Origin of the sequence: Siccibacter turicensis LMG 23730, assembly GCF_000463155.2 — a bacterium.
Lineage (GTDB): Bacteria > Pseudomonadota > Gammaproteobacteria > Enterobacterales > Enterobacteriaceae > Siccibacter > Siccibacter turicensis.
On record NZ_AWFZ01000028.1, the window covers coordinates 646,665 to 671,677 of the forward strand.

Here is a 25,013-nt window from a genome sequence, read left to right on the forward strand (position 1 = left end):
TGTATCTCGGGCTGACCGCTGCAACGAACCCTTCGCCTGACTGAGGCTCTAAGCCGCCGTTCGACCGGTAAGCGATGCGGTTCGTTGCCCCAGCCATACCGATGCTGCACTTTAGGGGAAACACCGGGATTTTGGTCCCCGGAGGGGCGCCAAACCCGGTGGTCGCCCCGGGTATCTCGGGCTGACCGCTGCAACGAACCCTTCGCCTGACTGAGGCTGTAAGCCGCCGTTCGACCGGTAAGCGATGCGGTTCGTTGCCCCAGCCACACCGATGCTGCATTTTAGGGGAAACGCCGGGGTTTTGGTCCCCGGAGGGGCGCCAAACCCGGTGGTCGCCCCGTGTATCTCGGGCTGACCACTGCAACGACCCCTTTCTTTACTGCGGCTGTAAGCCGCTTCCCACCTGTTTGTCGCGCAGGAAGATCACCATCAGCCCAAGCCAGATAATGCCGCAGGCCAGGTTAAACAGGCTGAACAGCCCGTTGCCGCCGCCCACCCAGGCGTGTTTGCTCACCTCAATCCCGACGGTAAAGATCAGCATCTGGAGCATCCCCATCGCCGCCGATACCGTACCTTTACTCATGTCGCTGGCGAACAGCGTCAGGCGCACCAGGCCGGCGTTGGCAAGCCCGATGCCGAAAGCGTAAAGGCTCAGCCCGGCGGTCATCCACAGATAGGCATGGGCGGAAAAGACGGTGGCGAACGCCGCCAGCACCAGGCCCAGCACGATAGGGCCGCCGCCAAGGATAATCAGCGCGCGCACCGTGCGGCGCGACGTCAAGCGCGCCAGCAGCAGGTTACCGGCGATCAACGCCCCGAAAATCGGCACCTGTAGCAGACCATACTCATAGGTGGTCAGCCCCTCGCCGCTGATGATGATCACCGGCGACTGAGCAATCCACGCCAGCAGCGGCAGGCTGACAAAACCAATGGCCAGCGACCCGGCCACAAAGCGGATGTTTTTCAACACCAGCTTGTAGTCGCGCCACAGCTCTTTCATCGACAGCGTCTCGCCAAGCCGCGTCGCGGTTTCCGGCATCGCTTTCGCCAGTCCGTAGAAGGAGATCGCCGCCAGCACCGCAAACAGTACAAACATCATCTCCCACGGCGCGACGTGTATCCAGGCCGCGCCGACCAGCGGCCCAAGCAGCGGCGCAATCAGCGCCACGTTCGCCATCAGCGCGGTGATCTTGATACACACCGCCTCCTCAAACGACTCCTGGATTGCCGCATAGCCCACGGCGCCAATAAAGCACAGGCTGATCCCCTGCAGGAAGCGCAGCGCGGTGAACTGCTCGATGTTCTGCGCCAGCAGCGTGGCAAGACAGGTCACCATAAACCACAGCACCCCGGCGAGCATTACCGGACGACGGCCAATACGGTCCGACAGCGGCCCGAGCAGCCACTGCAAAAACATGCCGCCCGCGAGGTAGGCGGTCATCGAGGTTGGCACCCATTCGACGCCGGCCTGGTACTGCTCCACCACGGTCAGCATGCCGGGCTGGATCATATCGTTGCCGATATAGGTTGAGAATTCATACAGCACCAGACACAGCGGGAACAGCAGCGCCTGACGCCCAAGACGTTTTGCAGACAGGTGTTTGTTTTCCATATCGACTCTTTATCCACGATTTCGCGCAGAGTGTAATGAAATGGCCGTCACAGCGATACTACATTGTGGTCGATTTCAGCCTTTCTCGCCGCGGTTTCCTCGCGGTTCAGGTTTCGTTAAGCCGGGCGCGGTAGGCTTGCTGCGTGGGCGACGACAACACCCCCTAACCGGTTGTTTTCGCATTGCCTTCAGGCAAACCAGGACAATGCTGGTTTTACCCGCTGCGGCAGGCTTTTATGCTTAACGACTTTCACTCCCGCCGCGCGGGATGCACGTGTTCACCCGAAATGGGCTGACGGGTACGGCTGGAGCTGTACCCGGCGACAGGGCTTCCCTGTTCGCCGTTTTATCTGGAGATCGGTTCACGATGTTGGAAAGCCTTAACCACACGCTGTTTTACCTGTTGAATGCTACGCCGTCCTCGCCGGCGTGGACGATCCGCTTCGCTACCTGGGTTGCCCAGGATCTGATTATCGTCGCACCGCTGCTGGTTGTGGCGCTCTGGCTGTGGGGACCGCGTCGTCAGGTTCCCCAGCAGCGCGTCATGGTGATGAAAACGGCCCTGGCGCTGTTGGCCAGCGTAGCGCTCTCCTGGACGCTGGGTCAGCTTTATCCCCATGACCGCCCGTTCGTTGAAGGGGTCGGCTACCAGTTCCTGCACCATGCCCCGGACTACTCCTACCCCAGCGACCACGGCACCGTGATCTTCACCTTCGCCGTGGCGTTCCTGTGCTGGCACCGCCTGTGGTCGGGCGTACTGATGAGCGCGGTCGCGCTGCTGATCGCCTGGTCGCGGGTCTATCTGGGGGTGCACTGGCCGCTGGATATGCTGGGCGGACTGTTGGTAGGGATGGTGGCGTGTCTGGCCGCGCAGATGTTCTGGAATTACGCCGGAGAAGCGATTGGCCAGCTGGCGCTACGCATTTACCGCATCTGCTTCGCTCTCCCTATCCGCAAGGGCTGGGTGCGTGACTAACCCCGGCGCGCCGGGTAAGATGGCCGGCTGAGGCAGGCAGCGTTACCCCGATTCCGGGGGCGCTATGCCTGCGCTAACCCAGCGTGAGGCATCATGGAAACACGGCGCGACGAGCGAATCAGCCAGCTCATTCAGGCGTTAAAACGCAGCGATAAACTTCACCTGAAAGAGGCCGCCGCCCTGCTCGGCGTCTCAGAAATGACCATCCGTCGCGATCTTAACGCCCACAGTGCGCCGGTGGTGCTGCTCGGCGGCTACATCGTGCTGGAGCCGCGCAGCGCGTCCAGCCACTACCTGCTCAGCGATGAAAAGACCCGTTTTGTTGAGGAGAAGCGCCGCGCCGCCGTGCGCGCTGCCGCGCTGGTGCGCCCGCATCAGACGCTGTTTTTTGACTGCGGTACCACCACGCCGTGGATCATCGCCGCGCTCGACAACGAACTGCCCTTCACCGGCATCTGCTACTCGCTGAACACCTTCCTGGCGCTGCAGGAGAAACCGCACTGCCGGGTGATCCTGTGCGGCGGTGAGTTTCACGCCAGCAACGCGATTTTCAAGCCGCTGAACTTTCACGAAACGCTGCGCAACCTCTGCCCGGATATCGCCTTCTTCTCTGCCGCCGGAATCACCCCGCGTCAGGGCGTGACCTGCTTCAATCTGGATGAGCTTCCGGTGAAGCACTGGGCGCTGGAGAGCGCCCGGCAGCACGTGCTGGTGGTGGATAACAGCAAGTTTGGCAAAATACGTCCGGCCCGCATGGGACCGGTGAGCGCGTTCAGCCTCATCGTCACGGACCAGCGTCCGGACGATGAGTTTGCGGCATTCGCCGCGCAGGAAAAGGTCGAACTGCTCTGGTAGCGCGGGCTATCAGGAGAAGAAACCACCGAACCACTGGTGGAACTTAAGCAACACCATGTCCCAGATACGGCTAAAGAAGCTGCCCTCTTCGACGGCCTCCATCACCACCAGCGGATGCTGCTCGATGGTTTTTCCGTCGAGCTGATAATCGATACGCCCTACCACCTGTCCCTTTTTCAACGGCGCGGTAAGCTGCGGATTGTCCAGCGTGAAGCTGGCTTTCAGCTTCGCCAGCTGTCCGCGCGGAATGGTGATGGCCGTGTTATCCCCGGCGCCGAGCTTCACCTCCGGCGTATTACCGAACCACACCCGCTGCGACACAAAGGTGCTGCCGGGTTTGATCGGGCTGACGGTTTCATAGAAGCGGAAACCCCAGGTGAGCAGCGATTCGGACTCGCGGAAGCGAATGGCATCGGTTTTGGTTCCCAGCACCACCGAAATCAGGCGCATATCGCCTGAGGTTGCCGAGGCGACAAGGTTATAGCCCGCCCCCGCCGTGGTGCCGGTTTTCATCCCGTCGACGTTAAGATTGCTGCTCCACAACAGGCGATTGCGGTTAGGCTGTCGGATATTATTGAAAGTAAACGATTTTTCTTTATGAATGGCGTACTCTTCCGGCACGTCGCGGATCATCGCCTGGGCCAGCTTCGCCATATCCCGCGCGGTGCTGTACTGCCCCGGCGCGTCCAGGCCGTGTACCGTTTTAAAGGTGGTGCTGGTCAGGCCGAGCTGACGCGCGTAGCCGTTCATCAGACCGATAAACGAATCCTGACTGCCCGCCACATAGTCGGCGATCGCGATACTGGCGTCGTTGCCGGACTGAATGATCACGCCCTTGTTGAGATCGGCGACCGACACCTGGTCGCCAGGCTTCAGGAACATCAGCGACGAGCCACGCAGCGCCGGGTTGCCGGTGGCCCAGGCGTCTTTCCCGACGGTTACCATATCATCCAGGTGAATCTTTCCTGACTTCAGCGCGTGGCCCACCACGTAGCTGGTCATCAGCTTGGTCAGGCTGGCCGGATCGAGTTTTTCATCGGCATTGCCTTCGGCCAGCACTTTGCCGCTGGCGTAGTCCATTAATATCCAGGCGCGGGCGTCAAGCTGCGGTGGCGCAGGCGGCTCGGCGGCCTGCACTGCCGGAACGATGCCCAGCAGCAGTATGCCCGAGGCGGCTGCGCGCCTGAAGGTTGAAAAACACGTGAAAAAAGTCATAGATACCACCCGAGGTCCGTTCCAAAAATCAATACAAATCACTTAATTAGACTGAAGGCTGAGTAAACCGCACAAATTGCGCCGGGGAAACAGCGGGGACGTAAAGTTTTTAAAGTTTATGCCATGACGTTTAAACACAGCCTCCACGTCGCCGGGTTTTTCAGCAACATTTGCATCTTTTCCATTATTGGCTGACGATGCAGGGAGTCAACCTGCGCTTAAGGAGCCGCTGATGATTACCGTCTGGGGTCGCGATAATTCGACCAATGTGAAGAAAGTGGTGTGGTGTCTGGAGGAGCTGGCGCTGCCGTATAACGTCATTCCGGCCGGGGGAAAATTCGGGATTAATAACACGCCTGAATATCTCGCCATGAACCCGAACGGGCTGGTGCCCTGCCTGCGCGATGAGGAAAGCGGGATGGTGCTGTGGGAATCCAATACCATTGTGCGCTATCTGGCGGCGCAGTACGGCCAGAGCCGCCTGTGGATTGACGCCCCGGCCGCCCGCGCCCAGGCGGAAAAATGGATGGACTGGAGCGGCGCGACGCTTGCCCCGTCGCACCGTAAAATTCTGATGGGCCTGGTGCGAACCCCACCGGCGCAGCGCAACCAGAGCGAAATCGACCAGGGCATTGAGGAGTGTAACGGCCTGTTCACCCTGCTCGACAACGCGCTGGCCTCCCAGGACTGGCTCTCCGGCGAGGCGTTCGGCGTCGGCGATATCGCGGTCGCGCCCTACATCTGGAACCTGTTTAACTGCGGCGTAAGCTGGCCGTCATACCCTCACCTTGAGCGCTGGTACGCGCAGCTGGCTGAGCGCCCGGCGTATCAGAAAGTGGTGATGATCCCGGTAAGCTGAGGGCACAGCATCTCTGCTACCTCGGTGAGGATGCCGTTCACCGTGACACCGCATTTCCATGAAACTCATGAACGACCAAAGGGGGCTCACCGCCCCCTCTGGCATAACGGTGTGATTTACGGCGGACTCACCTTTAGTAACTCGCCGTCGGACTCATCGGTCAGGACATAGAGGTATCCGTCCGGGCCGACGCGCACATCGCGAATGCGCTGGCCGCGATCGTCAAGGATGCGCCCGTCCTCGCTGATTTTATCGCCGTTCACCGTCATCTGAATCACGTTCTTGTCCTTAAGCGCGCCGATAAACAGCTTGTTTTTCCACTGCGGAAAACGGTCAGCGTTATAGAACGCCATTCCGCTTACCGCCGGTGAATCCTTCCAGTAAAAGGCCGGCTGCTCGGTTCCGGCGACAATCTCCCCTTTTGCTTCGGGGATGGCAAAACCGCTGTAGTTGATCCCCCAGGTGGCGATCGGCCAGCCGTAGTTTTTACCCTTCTGAGGGATGTTGATTTCATCCCCGCCGCGCGGGCCGTGCTCGTTCAGCCACAGCGCGTTGCTCCAGGGATTCATCGCCATGCCCTGCGGATTACGGATCCCCCAGGCCCAGATCTCAGGCAGCTGACCGGCTTTGCCCACCAGCGGATTATCATCCGGCACCGCGCCGTCCTGGGTCAGCCGCACCAGCTTGCCCTGATGCTTGTCCAGCTCCTGGGCGGTCGGGCGCTGGTTGTTTTCCCCGAGGGCGATAAACAGATAGCCGTTACCGTCAAACACCATGCGGCCGCCGAAGTGGTTGCCGGTAGAGAGCTTCGGCTGCTGGCGGAACACCACCTTAAAATCGTCCAGCCGGGTAACATCCTCCGAAAGTCTGCCCACACCCACCGCAGTGCCGGCCTTACCGTCGCTGCCGCCTTCCGCAAAGCTGAGCCATACCTTACGGCTCTGAGCGAAATCCGGGGCCAGTACCACATCCAGTAGCCCGCCCTGCCCGTTGGCCCACACCTTCGGCACGCCGGTTATCGGGTCCGACAGCCCTTTCCCGGCCTGCCAGTGGCGCAGCTGACCGCCGCGCAGGGTAATCAGCATCCCCTTATCTTCAGGCAAAAACGCCAGGGACCAGGGGTGATCAAGTTTGGTTTGCAGCACCTCAACCTTCTCCCCGGCGGCGCTGACCTGCCAGGAGAGGGAGAGCATCAGGGTGGACAGCAGTAATCGGCGGGCGGGAACAGGCATACGCGTCTCCTTTAGGGTATCAGGCTAAGGGTAGCCAGCCAGCCGGGAGAGCGGGTGTTTTTTACACAATCTTAAGGTCGGGGGGAGTCGCCTCCCCCGGATCAGGCGTGGTGGGGGTCGCGCAGTTCGGCAAGCAGCCCCAGCGCCGGGTGAATGGTGTTGACCGCCCGCTCCAGCTTGATGGCGTCCACCGCAATCCAGGCCGGGGTATCATGCCGCCCGGTCATCAGGCATACCGCCGCGGAGGAAAAGGCTTCGATGGCATCCATCAGCGCCATGCCCTGGCAGGCTTTCAGGCTGGCTTTATCCGCCGGGCGAATCCGCCGGCTGTCCTGATACAGATCGCTCAGCTGACGGCGCAGCGCATCGTTGTCCCGGGTCGACATATAGCCCTTGGCCTGACGCAGCTGCAGATAGGCGTTCAGTGCCCGATCGGCGTCCTCGGCGCGTAACAGCCACTGCACAACGGACATATTCCCGTTCATACGGTTATCTCCTCAGTTACGTGGATATCACAACGATAATATGGCTACTTTTCGTACTAATTTATGCGCTAGGTCAATGTTCCGGCCGCTATTGCCGGGCGTAAGGCTCCCCGCGCCAGTGCCCCCTCGTCCGTCGGCATTGCCAACTAGCAGTAGAGCCCCGCTGCAAACCCGTGTAGAATCTGCCGGTTTTTTATTTTCTGTTTACTTTGTGAGCGTACAAGCATGCAACAACCGCGAATTGGGTTTGTCTCCCTCGGCTGCCCGAAAAACCTCGTCGACTCCGAGCGCATCCTGACGGAGCTGCGCACCGAAGGCTATGACGTGGTGCCACGCTACGATGACGCCGACATGGTCATCGTCAACACCTGCGGCTTTATCGACAGCGCCGTGCAGGAGTCGCTGGAAGCCATCGGCGAAGCGCTGAATGAAAACGGCAAGGTGATTGTGACCGGCTGCCTGGGTGCCAAAGAAGATCAAATTCGCGAAGTGCATCCGAAAGTGCTGGAGATCACCGGGCCGCACAGCTACGAGCAGGTGCTTAAGCACGTTCACCACTATGTGCCGAAGCCGAAGCACAACCCGTTCCTGAGCCTGGTGCCGGAACAGGGCGTGAAGCTGACCCCGCGTCACTACGCTTACCTGAAAATTTCAGAAGGCTGCAACCACCGCTGCACCTTCTGCATCATCCCCTCGATGCGCGGCGATCTCGACAGCCGTCCAATCGGTGACGTGCTGGCGGAAGCCAAACGCCTGGCCGAAGCGGGCGTGAAAGAGCTGCTGGTGATCTCCCAGGACACCTCCGCTTACGGCGTGGACGTCAAGCATCGCACCGGGTTCTGGAACGGTGAGCCGGTCAAAACCAGCATGGTCAGCCTGTGCGAACAGCTGGCGAAGCTCGGTATCTGGGTGCGACTGCACTACGTCTACCCCTATCCGCACGTGGACGACGTTATCCCGCTGATGGCCGAGGGCAAAATCCTGCCGTATCTGGATATCCCGCTGCAGCACGCCAGCCCGCGCATTCTCAAACTGATGAAGCGTCCAGGTTCCGTCGATCGCCAGCTGGCGCGCATCAAGCAGTGGCGTGAAGTGTGCCCGGAACTGACCCTGCGTTCGACCTTTATTGTCGGCTTCCCGGGGGAAACCGAAGAAGACTTCCAGATGCTGCTCGACTTCCTGAAGGAAGCGCGTCTGGATCGCGTCGGCTGCTTTAAGTACAGCCCGGTTGAAGGCGCGACCGCGAATGAACTGGCGGATCAGGTGCCGGAAGAGATCAAAGAGGAGCGCTGGAACCGCTTTATGCAGCTTCAGCAGCAGATCTCCGCCGAACGTCTGCAGGAGAAGGTGGGCCGTGAAATCATGGTCATCATCGACGAAGTAGACGACGAAGGCGCTATTGGCCGCAGCATGGCTGACGCACCGGAGATTGACGGCGCGGTTTACCTCAACGGTGAAACCGGCGTGAAGCCGGGCGATGTGGTACGCGTTAAGGTGGAGAACGCCGACGAGTACGACCTGTGGGGCAGCCGCGTCTGAGCGTGCTGATGTGAAAAAGGCTGCCGATGGCAGCCTTTTTTTTATGCGTGTCGCCGGGGTTCAGCCAGGCCATTTACCCTTTAATCTTTGGGTCGAGCGCATCGCGCAGCCCGTCCCCCAGCAGATTAAACGCCAGCACGGTGAGGAAAATCGCCAGGCTCGGGAAGATCGCCACGTGCGGGGCCATCACCATATCCGCGCGCGCCTCGTTGAGCATCGCGCCCCACTCCGGCGTAGGCGGCTGCGCGCCCATCCCGAGAAACGACAGGCTGGCGGCGGAGATAATCGAGGTGCCGATGCGCATGGTGAAGTAGACCACGATGGACGACACCGTGCCCGGCAGGATATGCCGGAACAGGATGGTGCGGTCCGATGCGCCGATGCTGCGCGCCGATTCAATAAAGGTCTGATGCTTCAGCACCAGGGTATTGCCGCGCACCAGACGGGCGAAGGCGGGTATGCTGAAAATCGCCACCGCCACGATCACGTTGGTCATGCCGCTTCCCATCACCGCCACTACCGCAATCGCCAGCAGAATACCGGGGAATGCAAACAGCACATCGCAGATGCGCATGATGATGCGATCCCACCAGCCTTCGTAGTAGCCCGCCACCAGGCCGAGCACGGTGCCAATCAGCGCGCCGATCAGCACCGCAAACACCCCGGCGGCGAGCGAGATCTGCGCCCCCACCAGCACGCGGCTGAAGATGTCGCGCCCCAGCGAGTCCACCCCAAACCAGTGCGCCATCGACGGCCCCTCATTCAGGCGTTCATAGTCGAAGTAGTTCGCCACGTCGTAGGGCACAATCCAGGGCGCGATCGCCGCCAGAATGATAAGCCCGGCCACAAACGCCCCCGCCGCCAGGGCGGTGGGCTGCTGCCGGAGACGACGCCAGAACTCGCGTCCCGGCGTGCGCACGCTCTCCGGGCGCAGGGTGGGCATGGCGTTGAGGATAGCCTGACGGCGCCAGTTAAAAAGTCGCATCCTTATTTGTACCTGATAGCGGGGTTAATGGCGGCGTAGAGCACGTCGACCACTAAGTTGATAAGAATAAACTCCAGCGAAAACAGCAGCACTTCCGCCTGAATCACCGGATAATCGCGCATTTCCACCGAGGCAACCAACAGGCGGCCCAGTCCCGGCCAGTTAAACACCTGTTCGACAATGATCGAGCCGCCCAGCAGAAAACCGAACTGCAGCCCCATCATGGTCACCACCGGGATCATCGCGTTGCGCAGGCCGTGTTTCAGGATCACCCAGCGTTCGCTTAGCCCTTTTGCCCGCGCGGTGCGCATGTAGTCTTCGTTGAGCACCTCGACAAACGAGGCGCGGGTAAAGCGCGCCATCACCGCCGCCACGCCGGCCCCGAGGGTCAGCGACGGCAGGATGTAGTGTTGCCAGCTGTCGGCCCCCACCGTCGGCAGCCAGCCAAGCTGCACGGAAAAGACCTGCATCAGCAGCATTCCCAGGGCAAACGCCGGGAATGAGATACCGGTTACCGCCACGGTCATGCTCAGCCGATCCGGCCAACGATTGCGCCACACGGCGGCCACGATGCCGGTCGCCAGCCCGAACAGCATCGCCCACGCCATGCTGGTCAGCGTCAGCCACAGCGTCGGCATAAAGCGGCTGGCGATCTCCTCCGCTACGGGGCGGCGCGACACCATCGAGATGCCAAAATCCCCCTGCACCACATGCGAAATGTAGTGCCAGAACTGGTACCACAGCGGCTGGTCCAGCCCCAGCTGCTGACGCACCAGGGCGATCACCTCGGCGTCCGCCTCCGGCCCGGCAATCAGCCGCGCCGGATCGCCGGGCAGCAGATGAACAAATAAAAATACCAGCACCATGACGATGAACAGGGTCGGTATCAGCCCCAGCAGGCGTTTTATGACGTAATTAACCATGCAAATCCTTCATTTCTACGCCTCTATCAGGTTAGTGAGTGGCCTGCACCCGGCCCTCTCAGGACTGAGAGGGGAAAACCTGGCTCCATGTTCTGTTGTTACCGCACAAGCACGATCGCGCCTTCAGCCCTGACGGCGAAGGCGCGCCCTTCTTCGTTCGTTACGTCGGCGGCGTTCCCCGCTCCCCGGCAACAGGCGGGGAGACAGAAACCGACCGCTACTGCAGGTCCGCATCCTCAAAGCTGAACCCGGTATCCGGCATCACGTAGAACCCGGTCAGGTTCTTACTGTGGGCAGAAACCAGCTTCTCCACCACCAGCGGTGCCCACGGCGCCTCTTTCCAGATGGTGTCCTGGGCATCCTTGTAGAGCGTCGCTTTCTGGTCGCTGTTGGTGGTTTTCAGCGCCTCGGCCAGATCCTTATCCACCTGCGGATTGCTGTAGAACGCGGTATTAAACAGCGTCGGCGGCCAGTTTTGTGAAGCGAACAGCGGGGAGAGCGCCCAGTCGGCTTCCCCGGTGGAGGCCGTCCAGCCGGTGTAGAACATTCTGACGCCGCTCTCTTTCTGCCCTTTGCCCTCCACTTCCGCCGCGCGCTGGCCAGCATCCATCGCCGTGATCTTAACCTTGATACCCACCTGCGCCAGCTGCTGCTGGGTAAACTGCAGCACTTTCTGGGCCGTACTGTGGTTGTGGGATGACCAGAGCGTTGTGCTGAAGCCGTTCGGATAGCCTGCCTCTTTCAACAGCTCGCGCGCTTTCGCCGGATCGTAAGGCCACGGCTGGTAACGTTGGGCGTACTCAATAGCAGGCGGCAACACGCCGGTCGCCGGGGTGGCGAAGCCGGAGAACGCCACCTTCACCAGCGCCTGACGGTTGATGGCGTAGTTGACCGCCTCGCGCACCTTCGGATTATCAAACGGCTTCTGGGTGACGTTCATGCTGATGTAGCGCTGCATGATCGACGGGCTGGCGACCAGCGCCAGCTTGCTGTTTTTCTCCAGCCGCGGCGCCTGCTCGTACGGGATCGGATAGGCAAAGTTCGCTTCGCCGGTTTGCAGCATCGCCGCACGGGTGTTGTTATCCACCACCGGGCGCCAGGTGATGCCATCCAGCTTCGGCAGCCCTTTCTGCCAGTAGCCGTCAAACTTCTTCACCTTCACGAAGTCGGTCTGATTCCAGGTCACCAGCTGATAGGGGCCGGTTCCCACCGGGTGGAAACCAATCTGTTTGCCCTGCTCTTTCAGCGCCTTCGGCGAGATCATCGCCGTCGCCGGGTGGGCAAGAATGTTGATGAACGCCGAGAACGGCTGCTTCAGCACGATGTTCACCGTGTGATCGTCCACCACCTCGGTTTTGCTGATGTTTTTGTAGAGGTTGTAGCGTTTGAGATGGTTCTCCGGGTTGCTGGCGCGATCGAGGTTCACCTTGACCGCCTGCGCATTAAAGTCGGTTCCATCCTGGAATTTCACCCCTTTGCGCAGGGCGATGGTCCAGGTCAGCCCGTCATCAGAAACCTTATAACTCTCCGCCAGCACGTTTTTGAGCTTCATCTCTTTATCAAGCCCGAACAGCCCCTGATAGAAGGATTTGGCCACCGCCTGCGACAGGGTGTCGTTGGCATCATAGGGGTCGAGGGTGGTGAAGTTGGACGCCACCGCGACGACGATATCTTTCGCGGCCAGCGCAGGCGTGGCGCACAGCATCGCCGCGACGCCCAGACCCAGCGCTGCCGCCAGCGTATGCCCGTTGGGTTGTTTCATTGTGTTCTCCTTATTATCCCTGCCTGTCATGTTTTAATAGGGGCCTGGTCGTAACCCGACAGGATGCCGCGCCACGAAATGACCGGGGCCAACGGCAACCAGCGGGGAGACCTCGGGTTCGTCGCCGATCTTTCGCGTAGCGCTTGGGATCTCATCGGAAAGCAGTACCGGTTTGCTGCGCGGGTGCGACGGATCGGCCACCGGCACAGCCGCCATCAGTTTGCGGGTGTAGGGATGCTGAGGATGTTCAAACACCGCCTGACGTGGGCCAATCTCCACAATTTGCCCAAGATACATCACCGCGACGCGGTGGCTGATGCGCTCCACCACCGCCATATCGTGCGAAATAAACAGAAACGCGATGCCGAACTCCTGCTGCAGGTCGAGCAGCAGGTTGATGATCTGGGCGCGAATCGACACGTCCAGCGCCGACACCGATTCGTCGGCAATCACTACCTGCGGATTGAGCGCCAGCGCTCTGGCAATGCAGATGCGCTGCCGCTGCCCGCCGGAAAACTCGTGCGGATAGCGCCAGGCGTGCTCGGGCTTCAGCCCGACGCGCTCCAGCAGCCAGGCGACGCGCCGCTTTGCACTGGCCTCATCCAGCACGCCATGCACCAGCAGCGGCTCCATAATCGAATAGCCGACCGTCAGGCGCGGGTCGAGCGACGCCCAGGGATCCTGAAAAATAAACTGAATATCCCGGCGCACCGCCTGCATCCGCGTGCTGCCGAGGGTATCAATGCGTTGCCCTTTGAAGGTGATGCTGCCGCCCTGGATATCCACCAGCCGCAGCAGCGAGCGCCCGATGGTGGATTTCCCACAGCCGGACTCGCCCACCAGCGACAGCGTCTCACCCGGCCAGAGATCGAAGCTCACTTTCTCCACGGCGTGCACTTCGCTGGTGACGCGGTTGAGAATGCCGCTGCGCACCGGGTAGCGGGTCACCAGATCGCGCACTTCCAGGATCGGCCCGCCGTCGTCCACCACCGTGTTGCGGCTCGGTGCGCGCAGCGTCTCTTCTGCCCCCGCCACCGGGAACTTGCGCGGCGCGGAGGTGCCTTTCATCGCACCCAGCCTTGGGACAGCAGCCAGCAGCGAGCGGGTATAGGGGTGCTGCGGCGCGGCGAATATCTCGTTCACCGAGCCGGTTTCCACCGCTTCGCCCTGGTACATCACCAGCACGCGATCCGCCATATCCGCCACTACGCCCATGTCGTGGGTGATAAAAATCACCCCCATCGCCATCTCTTTTTGCAGCACGCGAATGAGGTGCAGGATCTGCGCCTGGATGGTGACATCCAGCGCGGTGGTCGGCTCATCGGCAATCAGCACCGCCGGACGGCACGAGAGCGCCATCGCGATCATAATGCGCTGGCGCATCCCGCCGGAGAGCTGATGGGGAAACTGGGACAGGATCGCCTGCGACTCGGGAATGCGCACCAGATCGAGCATCCGCTTCGCCTCTTTCATCGCCGCGTCGCGATTCAGCCCCTGGTGCAGGCGAATCGACTCGGCGATCTGCTCCCCGACCGGAAACACCGGGTTGAGGGAGGTCATCGGCTCCTGGAAAATCATCGCCATATCGGCGCCGCGCACGTCGCGCATCTGTTTGCGCGTGAGCGTGCGCAGGTCAACGATGTGACCGGTGCGCCGACGCAGCAGCATCGCCTCGCTGGACACCTCGCCGCCGGACTGCTCAAGCAGACGCATCAGCGACAGGGCGGTCACGGACTTTCCCGACCCCGACTCACCGACGATAGCCAGCGTCTCCCCACGGTTGAGCGTGAACGACACCCCGCGTACCGCCTCGGTTATCTGCGCATCGTGCCGGAAGCGCACCGCGAGATCGCGCACGTTCAACACCTGTTCCTGGGGTAATTCCTGTGGTTCTGGCACCCGAACTCCTTATTCCTGATAAATACCGACGTTGGGCGCGTCGCCCACATAGCCATAACCACGATACATGCCTTCACAGTTGAAAGGCAGTGCGACGTTCCCCTCCCGGTCGATGGCGATAACGCCGCCGCTGCCGCCCAGCGCCGGAATTTTGTCCATCACCACCCCGGCACAGGCCTCATGAAGGCTCATGCCGCCATACTCCATCAGCGCGGCGATGTCATAGGCCGCAAGGGTGCGCATAAACACTTCCCCGCTGCCGGTGCAGGAGACCGCCACGTTGGCGTTATTGGCATAGCAGCCCGCGCCCGGTAGCGGGCTGTCGCCCACCCGCCCCGGCAGCTTATTGGTCATGCCGCCGGTTGAGGTCGCCGCGGCAAGGTTACCCTGTAGATCGAGCGCCACAGCACCGACGGTTCCGAATTTGCGGTCAGGATCGAGCGGCGCGTCGTGATCCAGCACAATATCGTCACCCGCCTGGGCGCGCTGAAGCTGCGCCAGCCGCTCCGGGGTGGAAAACAGCGCCGGGTCGACCAGCGGCATCCCCTGAGAGGCGACAAACGCGTGCGCCCCCTCGCCCACCAGCAGCACGTGCGGGCTGGCGTCCAGCACCAGACGCGCCGCCAGCACCGGATTTTCAATACGGCTCACGCCCGCGACCGCCCCGGCCTTGAGGGTGTAGCCGTCCATCACGCAGGCATCCAGCTCGTGGGTGGCGTCGCGGGTAAACACCGCGCCTTTACCGGCGTTAAACAGCGGGCACTCCTCCAGCTGGCGTACCGCCTCGGTCACCGCGTCCAGCGCGCTGCCCCCTGCCGCCAGGATAGCCTGACCGGCCTCCACCACCGCCGACAGCGCCGCGATATACTGCTGCTCCAGCGCCGGACTCATCTGCGCCCGGCTTATCGCCCCGGCACCGCCATGAATGGCAATCACTGCTTTACCCATCTTTTTTCACCCGGTGTAGTGTGGCTTGCGGCGGTTTTTCTATAAATATCATTACCGTGACCGCTCTCTCATACGAATTTTGAATATAGAAAGATGTAAAAGTGCTGTAAAGCCGTTCCCGGCCGTACCGCTAAATCGGTACATGCAGCCTGGCCCCGTTTTCTGCCATAATGAGCGCTTTCGATCATCCCCGCTGGAGTATTTCATGGAACCGACCGCAGGCCTTATCTCCCTCGATACCGCCCTTGATAACATGCTGAACGGCCTTGCGCCGGTTAGCGGCCGCGAGACCCTGCCGCTGGTGCAGGCGTTCGGACGCACGCTGGCAGCAGACGTCGCCTCGCCGCTGAACGTGCCGGGGTTTGATAACGCGGCGATGGATGGCTATGCGGTGCGGGTTGACGAGGCGTCCTCAGGCGCGGCGCTGCCGGTGGCCGGTAAAGCCTTTGCCGGGCAGCCGTTTCACGGCGAATGGCCTGCCGGGAGCTGCATCCGCATCATGACCGGCGCCCCGGTGCCGGCGGGCTGCGAGGCCGTGGTGATGCAGGAGGAGACCGAGGTCACCGACGCCGGGGTGCGGTTTACCGCGCCGGTGCGTGCCGGGCAGAACGTGCGCCGCTGCGGAGAAGACATCCGTGCCGGTGCCGTGGTCTTCAAAGCCGGGCAGACCCTGAGCGCGGCGGAGCTGCCGGTGCTGGCCTCGCTCGGCATTGCCAACGTTGAGGTGGTGCGTCGCCTGCGCGTGGCGGTGTTCTCCACCGGTGACGAGCTGGTGCTGCCGGGTCAGCCGCTGGGTGACGGGCAGATCTACGACACCAACCGTCTGGCGGTGCATGTGATGCTTGAACAGCTCGGCTGCGAGGTGATTAATCTTGGCATCATCCCTGACTCCCCCGATGCGCTGCGCGCTGCCTTTGTCGAGGCCGACCGTCAGGCGGACGTGGTGATTAGCTCCGGCGGCGTTTCGGTCGGGGAAGCCGACTACACCAAAACCATTCTGGAAGAGATGGGCAATATCCACTTCTGGAAGCTGGCCATCAAGCCGGGTAAACCCTTCGCCTTTGGCCGCCTGAAAAACAGCTGGTTCTGCGGCCTGCCGGGCAACCCGGTCTCCGCCGCCCTGACCTTCTATCAGCTGGTGCGTCCGCTGCTGGCGACCCTCAGCGGTGCGGTGGAGAAGCGTACCCCGGTGCGGCTGCGTGCCCGCGCCGCCACGCGCCTGAAAAAAGCCCCTGGCCGCCTCGATTTCCAGCGCGGCATTTTCCGTCAGGATGAAAACGGCGCGCTGGAGGTGACCACCACCGGCCATCAGGGCTCGCATATCTTCAGCTCCTTCAGCCAGGGCAACTGCTTTATCGTGCTGGAGCGCGAGCGCGGCAACGTGGAAGCCGGCGAGATGGTGGACATCGAGCCGTTCAACGCTCTGTTCGGAGGCTGACATGGAGCTGACCGACCAGGAGATGATGCGCTATAACCGCCAGATCGTGCTGCGCGGCTTTGACTTTGAGGGCCAGGAGGCGCTGAAAGGTGCGCGCGTGCTGGTGGTCGGTCTCGGCGGGCTGGGCTGTGCGGCGGCGAGCTATCTGGCGGCGGCGGGCGTCGGGGCGATGACGCTGCTCGATTTCGACACCGTGTCGCTTTCCAACCTGCAACGACAGATCCTGCACAGCGACGCCACCGTCGGGCAGCCGAAAGTGGCCTCGGCAAAAGCGGCGTTGCAGGCGCTGAATCCATACTGCCAGTTGACCACGCTTGATACGCTGCTGGACGACGCGGCTATCGCCACGCTGGTGGCCGAGCACCATCTGGTGCTGGACTGCACCGACAACGTTGCGGTGCGCAATCAGCTCAACGCCGCCTGTTTTGGCGCGCGGGTGCCGCTGGTCTCGGGGGCGGCGATCCGCATGGAGGGGCAGATTACGGTGTTTACCTGGGCGGAGGACACCCCTTGCTACCGCTGCCTGAGCCGTCTGTTCGGCGACGGCACCTTAAGCTGCGTCGAAGCCGGCGTGATGGCGCCGCTGGTCGGGGTGATTGGTGCTTTGCAGGCTATGGAGGCCATCAAGCTTATCGCCCAGTACGGTACGCCGCCCGCCGGAAAAATCGTGATGTACGACGCCATGACCTGTCAGTTCCGGGAGATGACGCTGCCGCGCAATCCGCAGTGCGATATCTGCGGCGATGCGCATACCGCCTGATAATAACCCGTCGTGACCCGCCGCTGTTTATTTCTGCCGCTCTGGTTTCTATTTTTTCTAAGGATTAGCCTGGCGGCGGGAAATAGCGCGCATTCGCTCACGCCTGATGCGTAGTTCCTTGTTTTTACTCAGATAAAAATCCTGAAGCCTGATTGCGCTTGTAATCGTAACGCTGCTAACTAGAATGTTTCGCACTGCCGTAAACCTTCCAGGAGTTCCAGGTATGACTATTAAAGCTGTCGTCGTCGATATGGACGGAACCTTTCTTGACGACCACAAGCAGTATAACCGCGAGCGCTTTCTGCGCCTCTACCAGCAGCTTAAGGCGCAGAATATCGAATTCGTGGTGGCCAGCGGAAACCAGTACTACCAGCTGATCTCCTTCTTCCCGACCCTGAAAGACGACATCTCCTTTGTTGCCGAAAACGGTGCCCTGGTGTACGAACACGGCCAGGAGATTTTCCACGGCGAACTGACCCGCAACGAAGCGCGTAAGGTGCTGGGCGAACTGAGCAAGGATCCCACCCTGAAGTTCGTGGCCTGTGGGCTGAAAAGCGCCTATATCATCGACAGCGCGCCCGCCGAACTGGTGGAGCTGATGTCAAAACACTACCACCGCCTGGAGCGGGTAAAAGATTACCGCGACATCGACGACACGCTGTTTAAGTTCTCGCTCAACCTGAGCGACGAGGCGATCCCCGAGCTTATCGACGTTCTGCATCAGAGCCTCGACGGCATCATGAAGCCGGTGACCAGCGGCTACGGGTTTGTCGATCTGATCATCCCCGGCCTGCACAAGGCCAGCGGTCTGGGTCGCCTGTTGCAGCGCTGGGGCATTTCACCTCAGGAATGTGTTGCCATCGGCGACAGCGCCAACGACGTCGAAATGCTGGAGCTGGTGAAGTGGTCCTTTGCCATGGGCAATGCCTCGCCGGTGGTGCGCCAGGCGGCGCGCTTCCAGACCGACAGCAACAATAACGAAGGCGCGCTCAATGTGATTGACGCCGTCCTCACGCGCAGCGCGCCCTTCGACCAGTAATCCTCCTCACGCCGGGGCATGCGCCTCGGCCTCTTCTTTCTTCGATTTGTGCACTGATGCAGGTTTTTAAACTTGCATTAACCAACCATTAACTTAAATTGTCATGTGTAATCACAATTACTTTCGAATGAAAGTTACAGCGAGGTTGCCATGCCCTTTACCTTCGAACACGCCACTCTGCCTGACGACCCGGCATCCGCTATCCGCCAGATGAAGCGGGAGCTGAGAGCCCATATCGGCGACGTTCAGGCGGTCTGGGACCGTCTCAGCGCACGCCTTGCCACCCGCGTGGCGGAAATCCAGCAGCGCCAGGCTGCGGGCGATCCCATCTGGCCGGTGATCCCCTGGGAGCAGATAGCCAGCGGCAGCGTAACCCCTGCCCAGATTGCCGACATCAAAAGGCACGGCTGTGCGGTCATCAAGGGCCACTTCCCGCGCGACGAGGCGCTGGCGTGGGACCAGTCGATGCTGGACTACCTGGCGAAAAACGATTTCGATGCCCAGTACCGCGGGCCGGGAGACAGCTTCTTCGGATCGCTTGAGGCATCGCGCCCGGAAATCTACCCGATCTACTGGTCCCGGGCGCAGATGGAAGCCCGGCAGAGCGACCGCATGGCGCGCGCGCAGTCCTTCCTGAACCGCCTCTGGACCTACCGCGACGGCGATACCCAGTGGTTCGACCCGGACGTCAGCGTGATCTATCCCGACCGCATCCGCCGTCGCCCGCCGGGCACCACCTCCAAAGGGCTTGGAGCACACACCGATTCCGGGGCGCTGGAGCGCTGGCTGCTTCCGGCCTATCAGCAGGTCTTCCGCCACGTGTTCAGCGGCGATATTGACCGCTACGACCCCTGGGATGCGGCGCACCGCACCGAGGTAGATGAATACCAGGTGGATAACACCACCAAATGCTCGGTGTTCCGTACCTTCCAGGGCTGGACCGCGCTGTCGGATATGCTGCCGGGTCAGGGGCTGCTGCACGTGATTCCCATCCCCGAGGCGATGGCGATGGTGCTGCTGCGTCCCCTGCTCGACGATGTGCCGGAAGAGGAGCTGTGCGGCGTTGCGCCCGGCCGCGTGCTGCCGATATCTGAAAAGTGGCATCCGCAGCTGATGGCGGCCCTGACCTCCATTCCGGCGCTGAACGCGGGCGATTCGGTGTGGTGGCACTGCGACGTGATACACGCCGTGGCGCCGGTGGAGGATCAGCAGGGCTGGGGGAACGTGATGTATATTCCCGCCGCACCGATGTGCCCTAAAAACCTGGCCTACGCCCATAAGGTGGCCCAGGCGCTGACCACCGGCCAGTCACCGGGGGATTTCCCGCGCGAGGATTACGAAGTGAGCTGGCAGGACCGCTTTACCCCGGCCGACCTCAACCATAACGGGCGCCGCAGCCTCGGGCTGGAACGCTGAGCGGCTACTCGTAGAGCCCGTCACCCTGCACCAGGGTGCGGGTTTTCCCCGGACGGATGCGGCGCACCGATTCCCGCGCCGTCAGTTTCCCATACAGCAGCAGCGTCCCGGCCGGGGCATCAGGCCGGATGAGCCGCTGCTGCAGCATCTGCACCGCCTCGGTACCCAACTCGTCACGCGGTACCTGAAGCGTGGTCAGCGGAACATCCTGGATGGCCGCCAGATTCGCGCCGTCAATGCTCATCACCGATATGTCGGCGGGCACGCGCAGCCCCCGTTTTTGCAGGGCACTGACCACCCCCGCCGCTAAAAAGTCACCGCCCACCAGCATCGCGCTGGGCAGTTCCCGCGCCGGGGTCTGTTCAAGAAACGCCGTCATCACCGCCTCCCCCTCCCGGGCGCTGAAGCTCTGGGCCACCAGCAGGTGCTGCTCGTCGCTGAACGGCATGTTGGCCGCGTCCCAGGCATCGCGGATACCGGCCAGCCGCAGCTCCATGGTGTAGCGGCGCAGGCAGAGCATCGACATCACGCGCTTATGGCCCATCTCAAACAGGTAGCGCGCCGCACACTCCCCCAGCAGGCGATGATCCGGCGCCACGGCGGGCAGGCGCATCTTGCCGTCCCGGCAGTTGATGAGCACACAGGGTTTGCCGAGATCGGCGGCGAGATCGTAGATATGCGGATCGTCGATGCCGATGAGCATCGCAGCCTGGGCCTGGGCGTCATTCATACGGGCGAGAAACAGGTTGGCGTCGCTGTCATTCTCCTCCAGCGCGCAGTAGCGCAGCCGCACCTCATGGGGCGCCAGCGCCTGGTTGATGCTCTGAATCACCCGGTAATAGAAGATGTCGGAGCGTTCATCGAAGGCGCGCTGCGGCGCAAACACCACCAGGCTGTTGAGCAGCAGCCGGCCGGCCGCCATGCCCTGCAACACGCCAAGCTGTTCCGCGCAGGCCATCACCCGCTGGCGCGCCGCATCGCTGGTGTTGGCTTTCCCGGCCAGCACCCGGGAAACGGTACTGACCGACAGCCCGGTCCGGGCGGCGATTTGAGTGATTTTTAGCTTTTTGCTCATTATGTGATCCATCTCCGTTTGTGAAATGAAAAAAATCTCACAGCGGGAACCTACAGGCTGTCGGGGGAATATTGCCATACTGCCATACCAGAAACGCCTTATGGTGAGAATTTTTGCATAATTTCCGCTACAGCGGCGTTTTACTCTCGCCTACTCTCGGGTTGTCGGACAGCCTTACCTCTACCTTCCGGCATATAAAAACCCTAACACCCTGTAATTTATAGGGATGTTGGTCTCTGCTGCCGTTCCTGGACGCAGGCGGCAGGTTGTTATACCAATTACATTAATCAACCGGGACGTGGAGAACGCAATGAGTCAAGGAATTAATGCTGGCATCAGCGCCAGCAAAACCCGGCGCGTGGTGCGCCATCTGCGCTGGTGGGTGCTGTGCCTGTTTTTGATGGGTGTAACGGTCAACTACATCACGCGTAACTCGCTCGGGATCCTCGCTCCCGAGCTAAAGAGCAGCATCGGGATTACCACCGAGCAGTACTCGTGGATCGTGGGTGCGTTTCAGCTCGCCTATACCCTGTTTCAGCCGATTTGCGGCTGGCTGATTGACGTAATCGGCCTCAAGCTGGGCTTTATGATCTGCGCCACGCTGTGGGCGCTGATGTGCATCTTCCACGCCGGGGCGGGAAGCTGGATCCAGTTGGCCATCCTGCGCTTCTTTATGGGTAGCGCCGAAGCGGCGGCCACCCCGGCCAACGCCAAAACCCTCGGGGAGTGGTTCCCGAAAAAGGAGCGGCCGGTGGCCGCCGGCTGGGCTGGCGTCGGCTTCTCGATTGGCGCGATGCTGGCCCCGCCGATCATCTACTTTGCCCACGCGTCGTTTGGCTGGCAGGGTGCGTTTATGTTCACCGGCGTGCTGGCGCTGCTCTGGGTGGTGCTGTGGTGGTTGTTCTATCAGTCCCCGGAAAAACACCCCAACCTCAGCACGGAAGAGCTGGCCTACATCAAGCAGGATAACGAGCCGCCCGCGGTGCGCCTCCCCTTCTTCACCGCCCTGAAAACCGTGGGCAAGAACAAGCGCTTCTACGGCATCGCCATTCCGGCGTTTATGGCAGAGCCGGCCTGGGCGGTGATGAGCTTCTGGGTGCCGCTCTACCTTGCCAAAGAGCACGGCATGGATCTCAAGCAGATCGCCATGTTCGCCTGGCTGCCGTTTCTCGCCGCCGACCTCGGGAGCGTTGCCAGCGGCTACCTGACGAAAGTCTACGTGCGCGTTTTCGGCTGCACCCGGGTTAACTCCATCGTCGCCAGTTCGGTTACCGGCGCGTTCCTGATGGTGTCGCTGGCCATCGTGACCCTGACCCGCGACCCGTACATCACCATTGCGCTGATCTCCATCGGCGGCTTCGGCCACCAGATTATCTCCTGCATGCTCAGCGCGCTGGTGGTGGAGTCGTTTGATAAGGGCCAGATGGCGACGGTCAACGGCATGCGCGGCTCCTGCGCCTGGATCGCCAGCTTCCTGTTCTCACTGTTGATTGGCGTGACCGCCGACAAAATTGGCTTTAACCCGCTGTTTATCGCTATGGGCCTGTTTGACCTGATTGGCGCCGTGTTCCTGATTGCTTTTATTGCTGAACGTCGCGCATCGCGCGCATGACAAGGGATGAGTGGAATGAAAACCCTGAAAAACTGGACCGTAACGCGCACCGAGGCGCACCACATCACGTTGACCGTGGACGGGCAGCACCAGCTCTGCCTCTATGTGCTGGAACAGAATCTGTTTCGCGTGCTGATTAAACGCCGGGGCGAGCTGGCGCTGGATCGCACCTGGAGCATCGCCCCGGCCGAGGATGTGCCGTGGGAAGGCCGGCCACGCGAGGATCTCTCGGGCTTCAGCCTGCCTGACTGGCAGCTTGAGCAGGCCGATGGCCGGGTGACCGTCTCTACCGAGCAGCTGCGCGTGACGGTGCATCAGCCGCTGTGGCTGGAGTGGCACTATCGCACCGCGCAGGGCGACTGGCAGCCGCTGGTCAGCGATCGCCCCACCAGCGCCTACCTGCTCAACGCCCACGGCGACGGCGTGGCGCACTATCAGCGCCGCGAGCCGGACGACCGCTATTACGGGCTGGGTGAAAAAGCCGGTCCGCTGCTGCGCAACGGCAAGCGCTATGAGATGCGTAACCTCGATGCGATGGGGTACAACGCCGCCAGCACCGACCCGCTCTACAAGCATATTCCCTTCACCCTCACCCGGCGCGACGACATCAGCTTTGGGCTGTTCTACGACAACCTCGCCAGCTGCTGGCTGGATCTGGGCAATGAGATTGACAACTATCACGCCCCCTACCGCCGCTGGCAGGCCGAGGCCGGGGATATCGACTACTACCTGTTTACCGGGGCGCGGACGCTGGACGTCACCAAAGCCTTTGTTCGCCTGACCGGGAAAACCCTGTTTGGCCCGAAGTGGAGCCTCGGCTACAGCGGCTCCACCATGCACTATACCGACGCGCCGGACGCGCAGGCGCAGCTCGGCAACTTCATCCGCCTGTGCCGCGAGCACGCCATCCCCTGCGACTCGTTCCAGCTGTCCTCCGGCTATACCTCGATCAACAACAAGCGTTACGTCTTTAACTGGAACTACGACAAAGTGCCGCAGCCGAAGGCGATGAGCGCCGCGTTCCACGATGCCGGGCTGAAGCTGGCCGCCAACATCAAACCCTGCCTGCTGCAGGATCACCCGCGCTATCAGGAAGTGGCGCAGCAGGGGCTATTTATTCGCGACTCCCAGAGCGACGGGCCGGAGATCTCCAGCTTCTGGGACGACGAAGGGTCGCATCTGGATTTCACCAACCCGGCGACCATCGCCTGGTGGCAAAACGGCGTGACCACGCAGCTGCTGGAGATGGGTATCGACTCGACCTGGAACGATAATAATGAATACGAAGTCTGGGACGGCGAAGCGCGCTGCCACGGTTTCGGATCGCCGGTCGCCATCAAGCATATCCGGCCGGTGATGCCGCTGCTGATGATGCGCGCCTCGCTGGAAGCCCAGCAGCGGTTTGCGCCGGACAAACGCCCGTACCTGATCTCCCGCTCCGGCTGCGCCGGGATGCAGCGCTACGTCCAGACCTGGAGCGGCGACAACCGCACCAGCTGGCAGACCCTGCGCTACAACATTCAGATGGGGCTGGGGATGAGCCTCTCCGGGCTGTACAACGTCGGGCATGACGTCGGGGGCTTCTCGGGCGACAAGCCCGACGCCGAGCTGTTTGTGCGCTGGGTGCAGAACGGCGTGATGCATCCCCGCTTTACCATCCACTCCTGGAATGACGATCGGACGGTCAACGAGCCGTGGATGTACCCGGCGGTTACGCCCGCCATCCGCAGCGCCATTGCGCTACGCTATCGCCTGCTGCCCTGGCTCTATACGCTGCTGTGGCAGGCCCATGCCGACGACGAGCCGATGCTGCGCCCGACCTTCCTCGATCACGAGCATGACGCGCAGACCTTCGAGCCGTGCGATGACTTTATGCTGGGCCGCGACCTGCTGGTGGCGAGCGTGGTGGAGGCCGGGCAGCGCGAGCGCCGCGTCTGGCTGCCGGATAACGACGCCGGCTGGTATGACTTTTACAGTGGGGTCTGGTACAGCGGTGGGCAGTGGATCACGCTTCCCGCGCCGCTGGAGACCCTGCCGCTGCTGGTACGCGCCGGGGCCGGGCTGCCGCTCAGCGAGCGCATTACCCACGTGGATGCCGGGCAGGACGATACCCGCGAGCTGAAGCTGTTCCCGCTCAACGGCGTCGGTACCAGCCAGGGGCTGCTGTTTGAAGACGACGGCGAAAGCTGGGGCTACCAGCACGGAAATGCGCTGTGGGTGACGTGGGAAATGGTATGTGATGCGACCACCATCGACCTGAAGGTCCACGCACGCGGCGATTATCGTCCGGCGTGGAAGGCGCTGAAGGTGTCGTTACCGGCAGGCGAAAGCCGCAGGCTGCGGGTGAATGGCGTCGAAGGGAATGAGTGGGTGGTGTAGTGCG

At 61.7% G+C, this 25,013-nt stretch carries 20 protein-coding genes; 10 read left to right on the forward strand and 10 right to left on the reverse strand.

Annotation, left to right across the window (positions count from 1 at the left end; all coding sequences use genetic code 11):
* Nucleotides 1-376: 376 nt before the first annotated feature.
* Complete coding sequence (locus DW58_RS07400) at nucleotides 377-1,612, reverse strand: MFS transporter (protein WP_024547739.1); 1,236 nt, start codon at nucleotides 1,610-1,612, stop codon at nucleotides 377-379.
* 367 nt (nucleotides 1,613-1,979) lie between these two features.
* On the opposite strand from DW58_RS07400, the gene ybjG reads away from it, so the two are divergent.
* Together ybjG and deoR are read left to right on the forward strand one after the other, a co-directional pair.
* On the forward strand, nucleotides 1,980-2,588 hold the full coding sequence (gene ybjG / locus DW58_RS07405; protein WP_024547738.1) for an undecaprenyl-diphosphate phosphatase: 609 nt from the start codon (nucleotides 1,980-1,982) through the stop codon (nucleotides 2,586-2,588).
* Between the two features lie 93 nt (nucleotides 2,589-2,681).
* Nucleotides 2,682-3,443 (forward strand): DNA-binding transcriptional repressor DeoR, encoded by a 762-nt coding sequence (deoR, locus tag DW58_RS07410; RefSeq protein ID WP_024547737.1) that lies wholly within the window; start codon nucleotides 2,682-2,684, stop codon nucleotides 3,441-3,443.
* A 9-nt stretch (nucleotides 3,444-3,452) separates the two neighbouring features.
* Here deoR and dacC read toward each other — a convergent pair whose 3' ends face one another.
* Nucleotides 3,453-4,658, reverse strand: coding sequence for a serine-type D-Ala-D-Ala carboxypeptidase (dacC, locus tag DW58_RS07415; RefSeq protein ID WP_024547736.1), 1,206 nt, complete (start codon nucleotides 4,656-4,658; stop codon nucleotides 3,453-3,455).
* A 232-nt stretch (nucleotides 4,659-4,890) separates the two neighbouring features.
* Here dacC and DW58_RS07420 point away from each other — a divergent pair, with 232 nt between their 5' ends.
* Nucleotides 4,891-5,517: a glutathione S-transferase family protein gene (locus DW58_RS07420; protein ID WP_024547735.1), complete on the forward strand. Its 627-nt coding sequence runs from the start codon at nucleotides 4,891-4,893 to the stop codon at nucleotides 5,515-5,517.
* A 116-nt stretch (nucleotides 5,518-5,633) separates the two neighbouring features.
* Here DW58_RS07420 and DW58_RS07425 read toward each other — a convergent pair whose 3' ends face one another.
* Nucleotides 5,634-6,710 (reverse strand): PQQ-dependent sugar dehydrogenase, encoded by a 1,077-nt coding sequence (locus DW58_RS07425; RefSeq protein ID WP_152525622.1) that lies wholly within the window; start codon nucleotides 6,708-6,710, stop codon nucleotides 5,634-5,636.
* Between the two features lie 140 nt (nucleotides 6,711-6,850).
* The gene (locus tag DW58_RS07430; RefSeq protein WP_024547733.1) at nucleotides 6,851-7,234 is read right to left on the reverse strand and encodes a biofilm formation regulator BssR; all 384 of its coding nucleotides are present in this window, start codon (nucleotides 7,232-7,234) and stop codon (nucleotides 6,851-6,853) included.
* Nucleotides 7,235-7,459: 225 nt separating this feature from the next.
* On the opposite strand from DW58_RS07430, the gene rimO reads away from it, so the two are divergent.
* Nucleotides 7,460-8,773, forward strand: a complete 1,314-nt coding sequence (gene rimO, locus DW58_RS07435; protein ID WP_024547732.1) for a 30S ribosomal protein S12 methylthiotransferase RimO — start codon at nucleotides 7,460-7,462, stop codon at nucleotides 8,771-8,773.
* A 73-nt stretch (nucleotides 8,774-8,846) separates the two neighbouring features.
* On the opposite strand, the gene gsiD is transcribed toward rimO, so the two are convergent.
* The 5 genes from gsiD to DW58_RS07460 all read right to left on the reverse strand — a co-directional run bounded on the left by gsiD (nucleotide 8,847) and on the right by DW58_RS07460 (nucleotide 15,290).
* Nucleotides 8,847-9,758: a glutathione ABC transporter permease GsiD gene (gsiD, locus tag DW58_RS07440; RefSeq protein ID WP_024547731.1), complete on the reverse strand. Its 912-nt coding sequence runs from the start codon at nucleotides 9,756-9,758 to the stop codon at nucleotides 8,847-8,849.
* A gap of 2 nt (nucleotides 9,759-9,760) precedes the next feature.
* Nucleotides 9,761-10,681 carry a glutathione ABC transporter permease GsiC gene (gsiC, locus tag DW58_RS07445; protein WP_024547730.1) on the reverse strand — a complete coding sequence of 307 codons (921 nt, stop codon included), beginning with the start codon at nucleotides 10,679-10,681 and terminating at the stop codon, nucleotides 9,761-9,763.
* A gap of 217 nt (nucleotides 10,682-10,898) precedes the next feature.
* The gene (gene gsiB, locus DW58_RS07450; protein WP_024547729.1) at nucleotides 10,899-12,443 is read right to left on the reverse strand and encodes a glutathione ABC transporter substrate-binding protein GsiB; all 1,545 of its coding nucleotides are present in this window, start codon (nucleotides 12,441-12,443) and stop codon (nucleotides 10,899-10,901) included.
* A 33-nt stretch (nucleotides 12,444-12,476) separates the two neighbouring features.
* Complete coding sequence (gene gsiA / locus DW58_RS07455) at nucleotides 12,477-14,342, reverse strand: glutathione ABC transporter ATP-binding protein GsiA (protein WP_024547728.1); 1,866 nt, start codon at nucleotides 14,340-14,342, stop codon at nucleotides 12,477-12,479.
* 9 nt (nucleotides 14,343-14,351) lie between these two features.
* A complete protein-coding gene (locus DW58_RS07460) occupies nucleotides 14,352-15,290 on the reverse strand; it encodes an isoaspartyl peptidase/L-asparaginase (RefSeq protein ID WP_024562445.1) in 939 nt (312 codons plus the stop codon).
* A 205-nt stretch (nucleotides 15,291-15,495) separates the two neighbouring features.
* On the opposite strand from DW58_RS07460, the gene moeA reads away from it, so the two are divergent.
* The 4 genes from moeA to DW58_RS07480 all read left to right on the forward strand — a co-directional run bounded on the left by moeA (nucleotide 15,496) and on the right by DW58_RS07480 (nucleotide 19,943).
* The gene (gene moeA, locus DW58_RS07465) at nucleotides 15,496-16,728 is read left to right on the forward strand and encodes a molybdopterin molybdotransferase MoeA (protein ID WP_024551126.1); all 1,233 of its coding nucleotides are present in this window, start codon (nucleotides 15,496-15,498) and stop codon (nucleotides 16,726-16,728) included.
* 1 nt (nucleotide 16,729) lies between these two features.
* Complete coding sequence (gene moeB, locus DW58_RS07470; protein WP_024551125.1) at nucleotides 16,730-17,488, forward strand: molybdopterin-synthase adenylyltransferase MoeB; 759 nt, start codon at nucleotides 16,730-16,732, stop codon at nucleotides 17,486-17,488.
* A 223-nt stretch (nucleotides 17,489-17,711) separates the two neighbouring features.
* Nucleotides 17,712-18,527, forward strand: coding sequence for a Cof-type HAD-IIB family hydrolase (locus tag DW58_RS07475; protein WP_024551124.1), 816 nt, complete (start codon nucleotides 17,712-17,714; stop codon nucleotides 18,525-18,527).
* 150 nt (nucleotides 18,528-18,677) lie between these two features.
* The gene (locus DW58_RS07480) at nucleotides 18,678-19,943 is read left to right on the forward strand and encodes a DUF1479 domain-containing protein (RefSeq protein WP_029592655.1); all 1,266 of its coding nucleotides are present in this window, start codon (nucleotides 18,678-18,680) and stop codon (nucleotides 19,941-19,943) included.
* A 4-nt stretch (nucleotides 19,944-19,947) separates the two neighbouring features.
* On the opposite strand, the gene DW58_RS07485 is transcribed toward DW58_RS07480, so the two are convergent.
* Nucleotides 19,948-21,018 (reverse strand): LacI family DNA-binding transcriptional regulator, encoded by a 1,071-nt coding sequence (locus tag DW58_RS07485; RefSeq protein ID WP_024549832.1) that lies wholly within the window; start codon nucleotides 21,016-21,018, stop codon nucleotides 19,948-19,950.
* Nucleotides 21,019-21,328: 310 nt separating this feature from the next.
* On the opposite strand from DW58_RS07485, the gene DW58_RS07490 reads away from it, so the two are divergent.
* The gene (locus DW58_RS07490) at nucleotides 21,329-22,630 is read left to right on the forward strand and encodes an MFS transporter (protein ID WP_024549831.1); all 1,302 of its coding nucleotides are present in this window, start codon (nucleotides 21,329-21,331) and stop codon (nucleotides 22,628-22,630) included.
* A 15-nt stretch (nucleotides 22,631-22,645) separates the two neighbouring features.
* Nucleotides 22,646-25,009, forward strand: coding sequence for a glycoside hydrolase family 31 protein (locus DW58_RS07495; protein WP_024549830.1), 2,364 nt, complete (start codon nucleotides 22,646-22,648; stop codon nucleotides 25,007-25,009).
* Nucleotides 25,010-25,013: the final 4 nt, after the last annotated feature.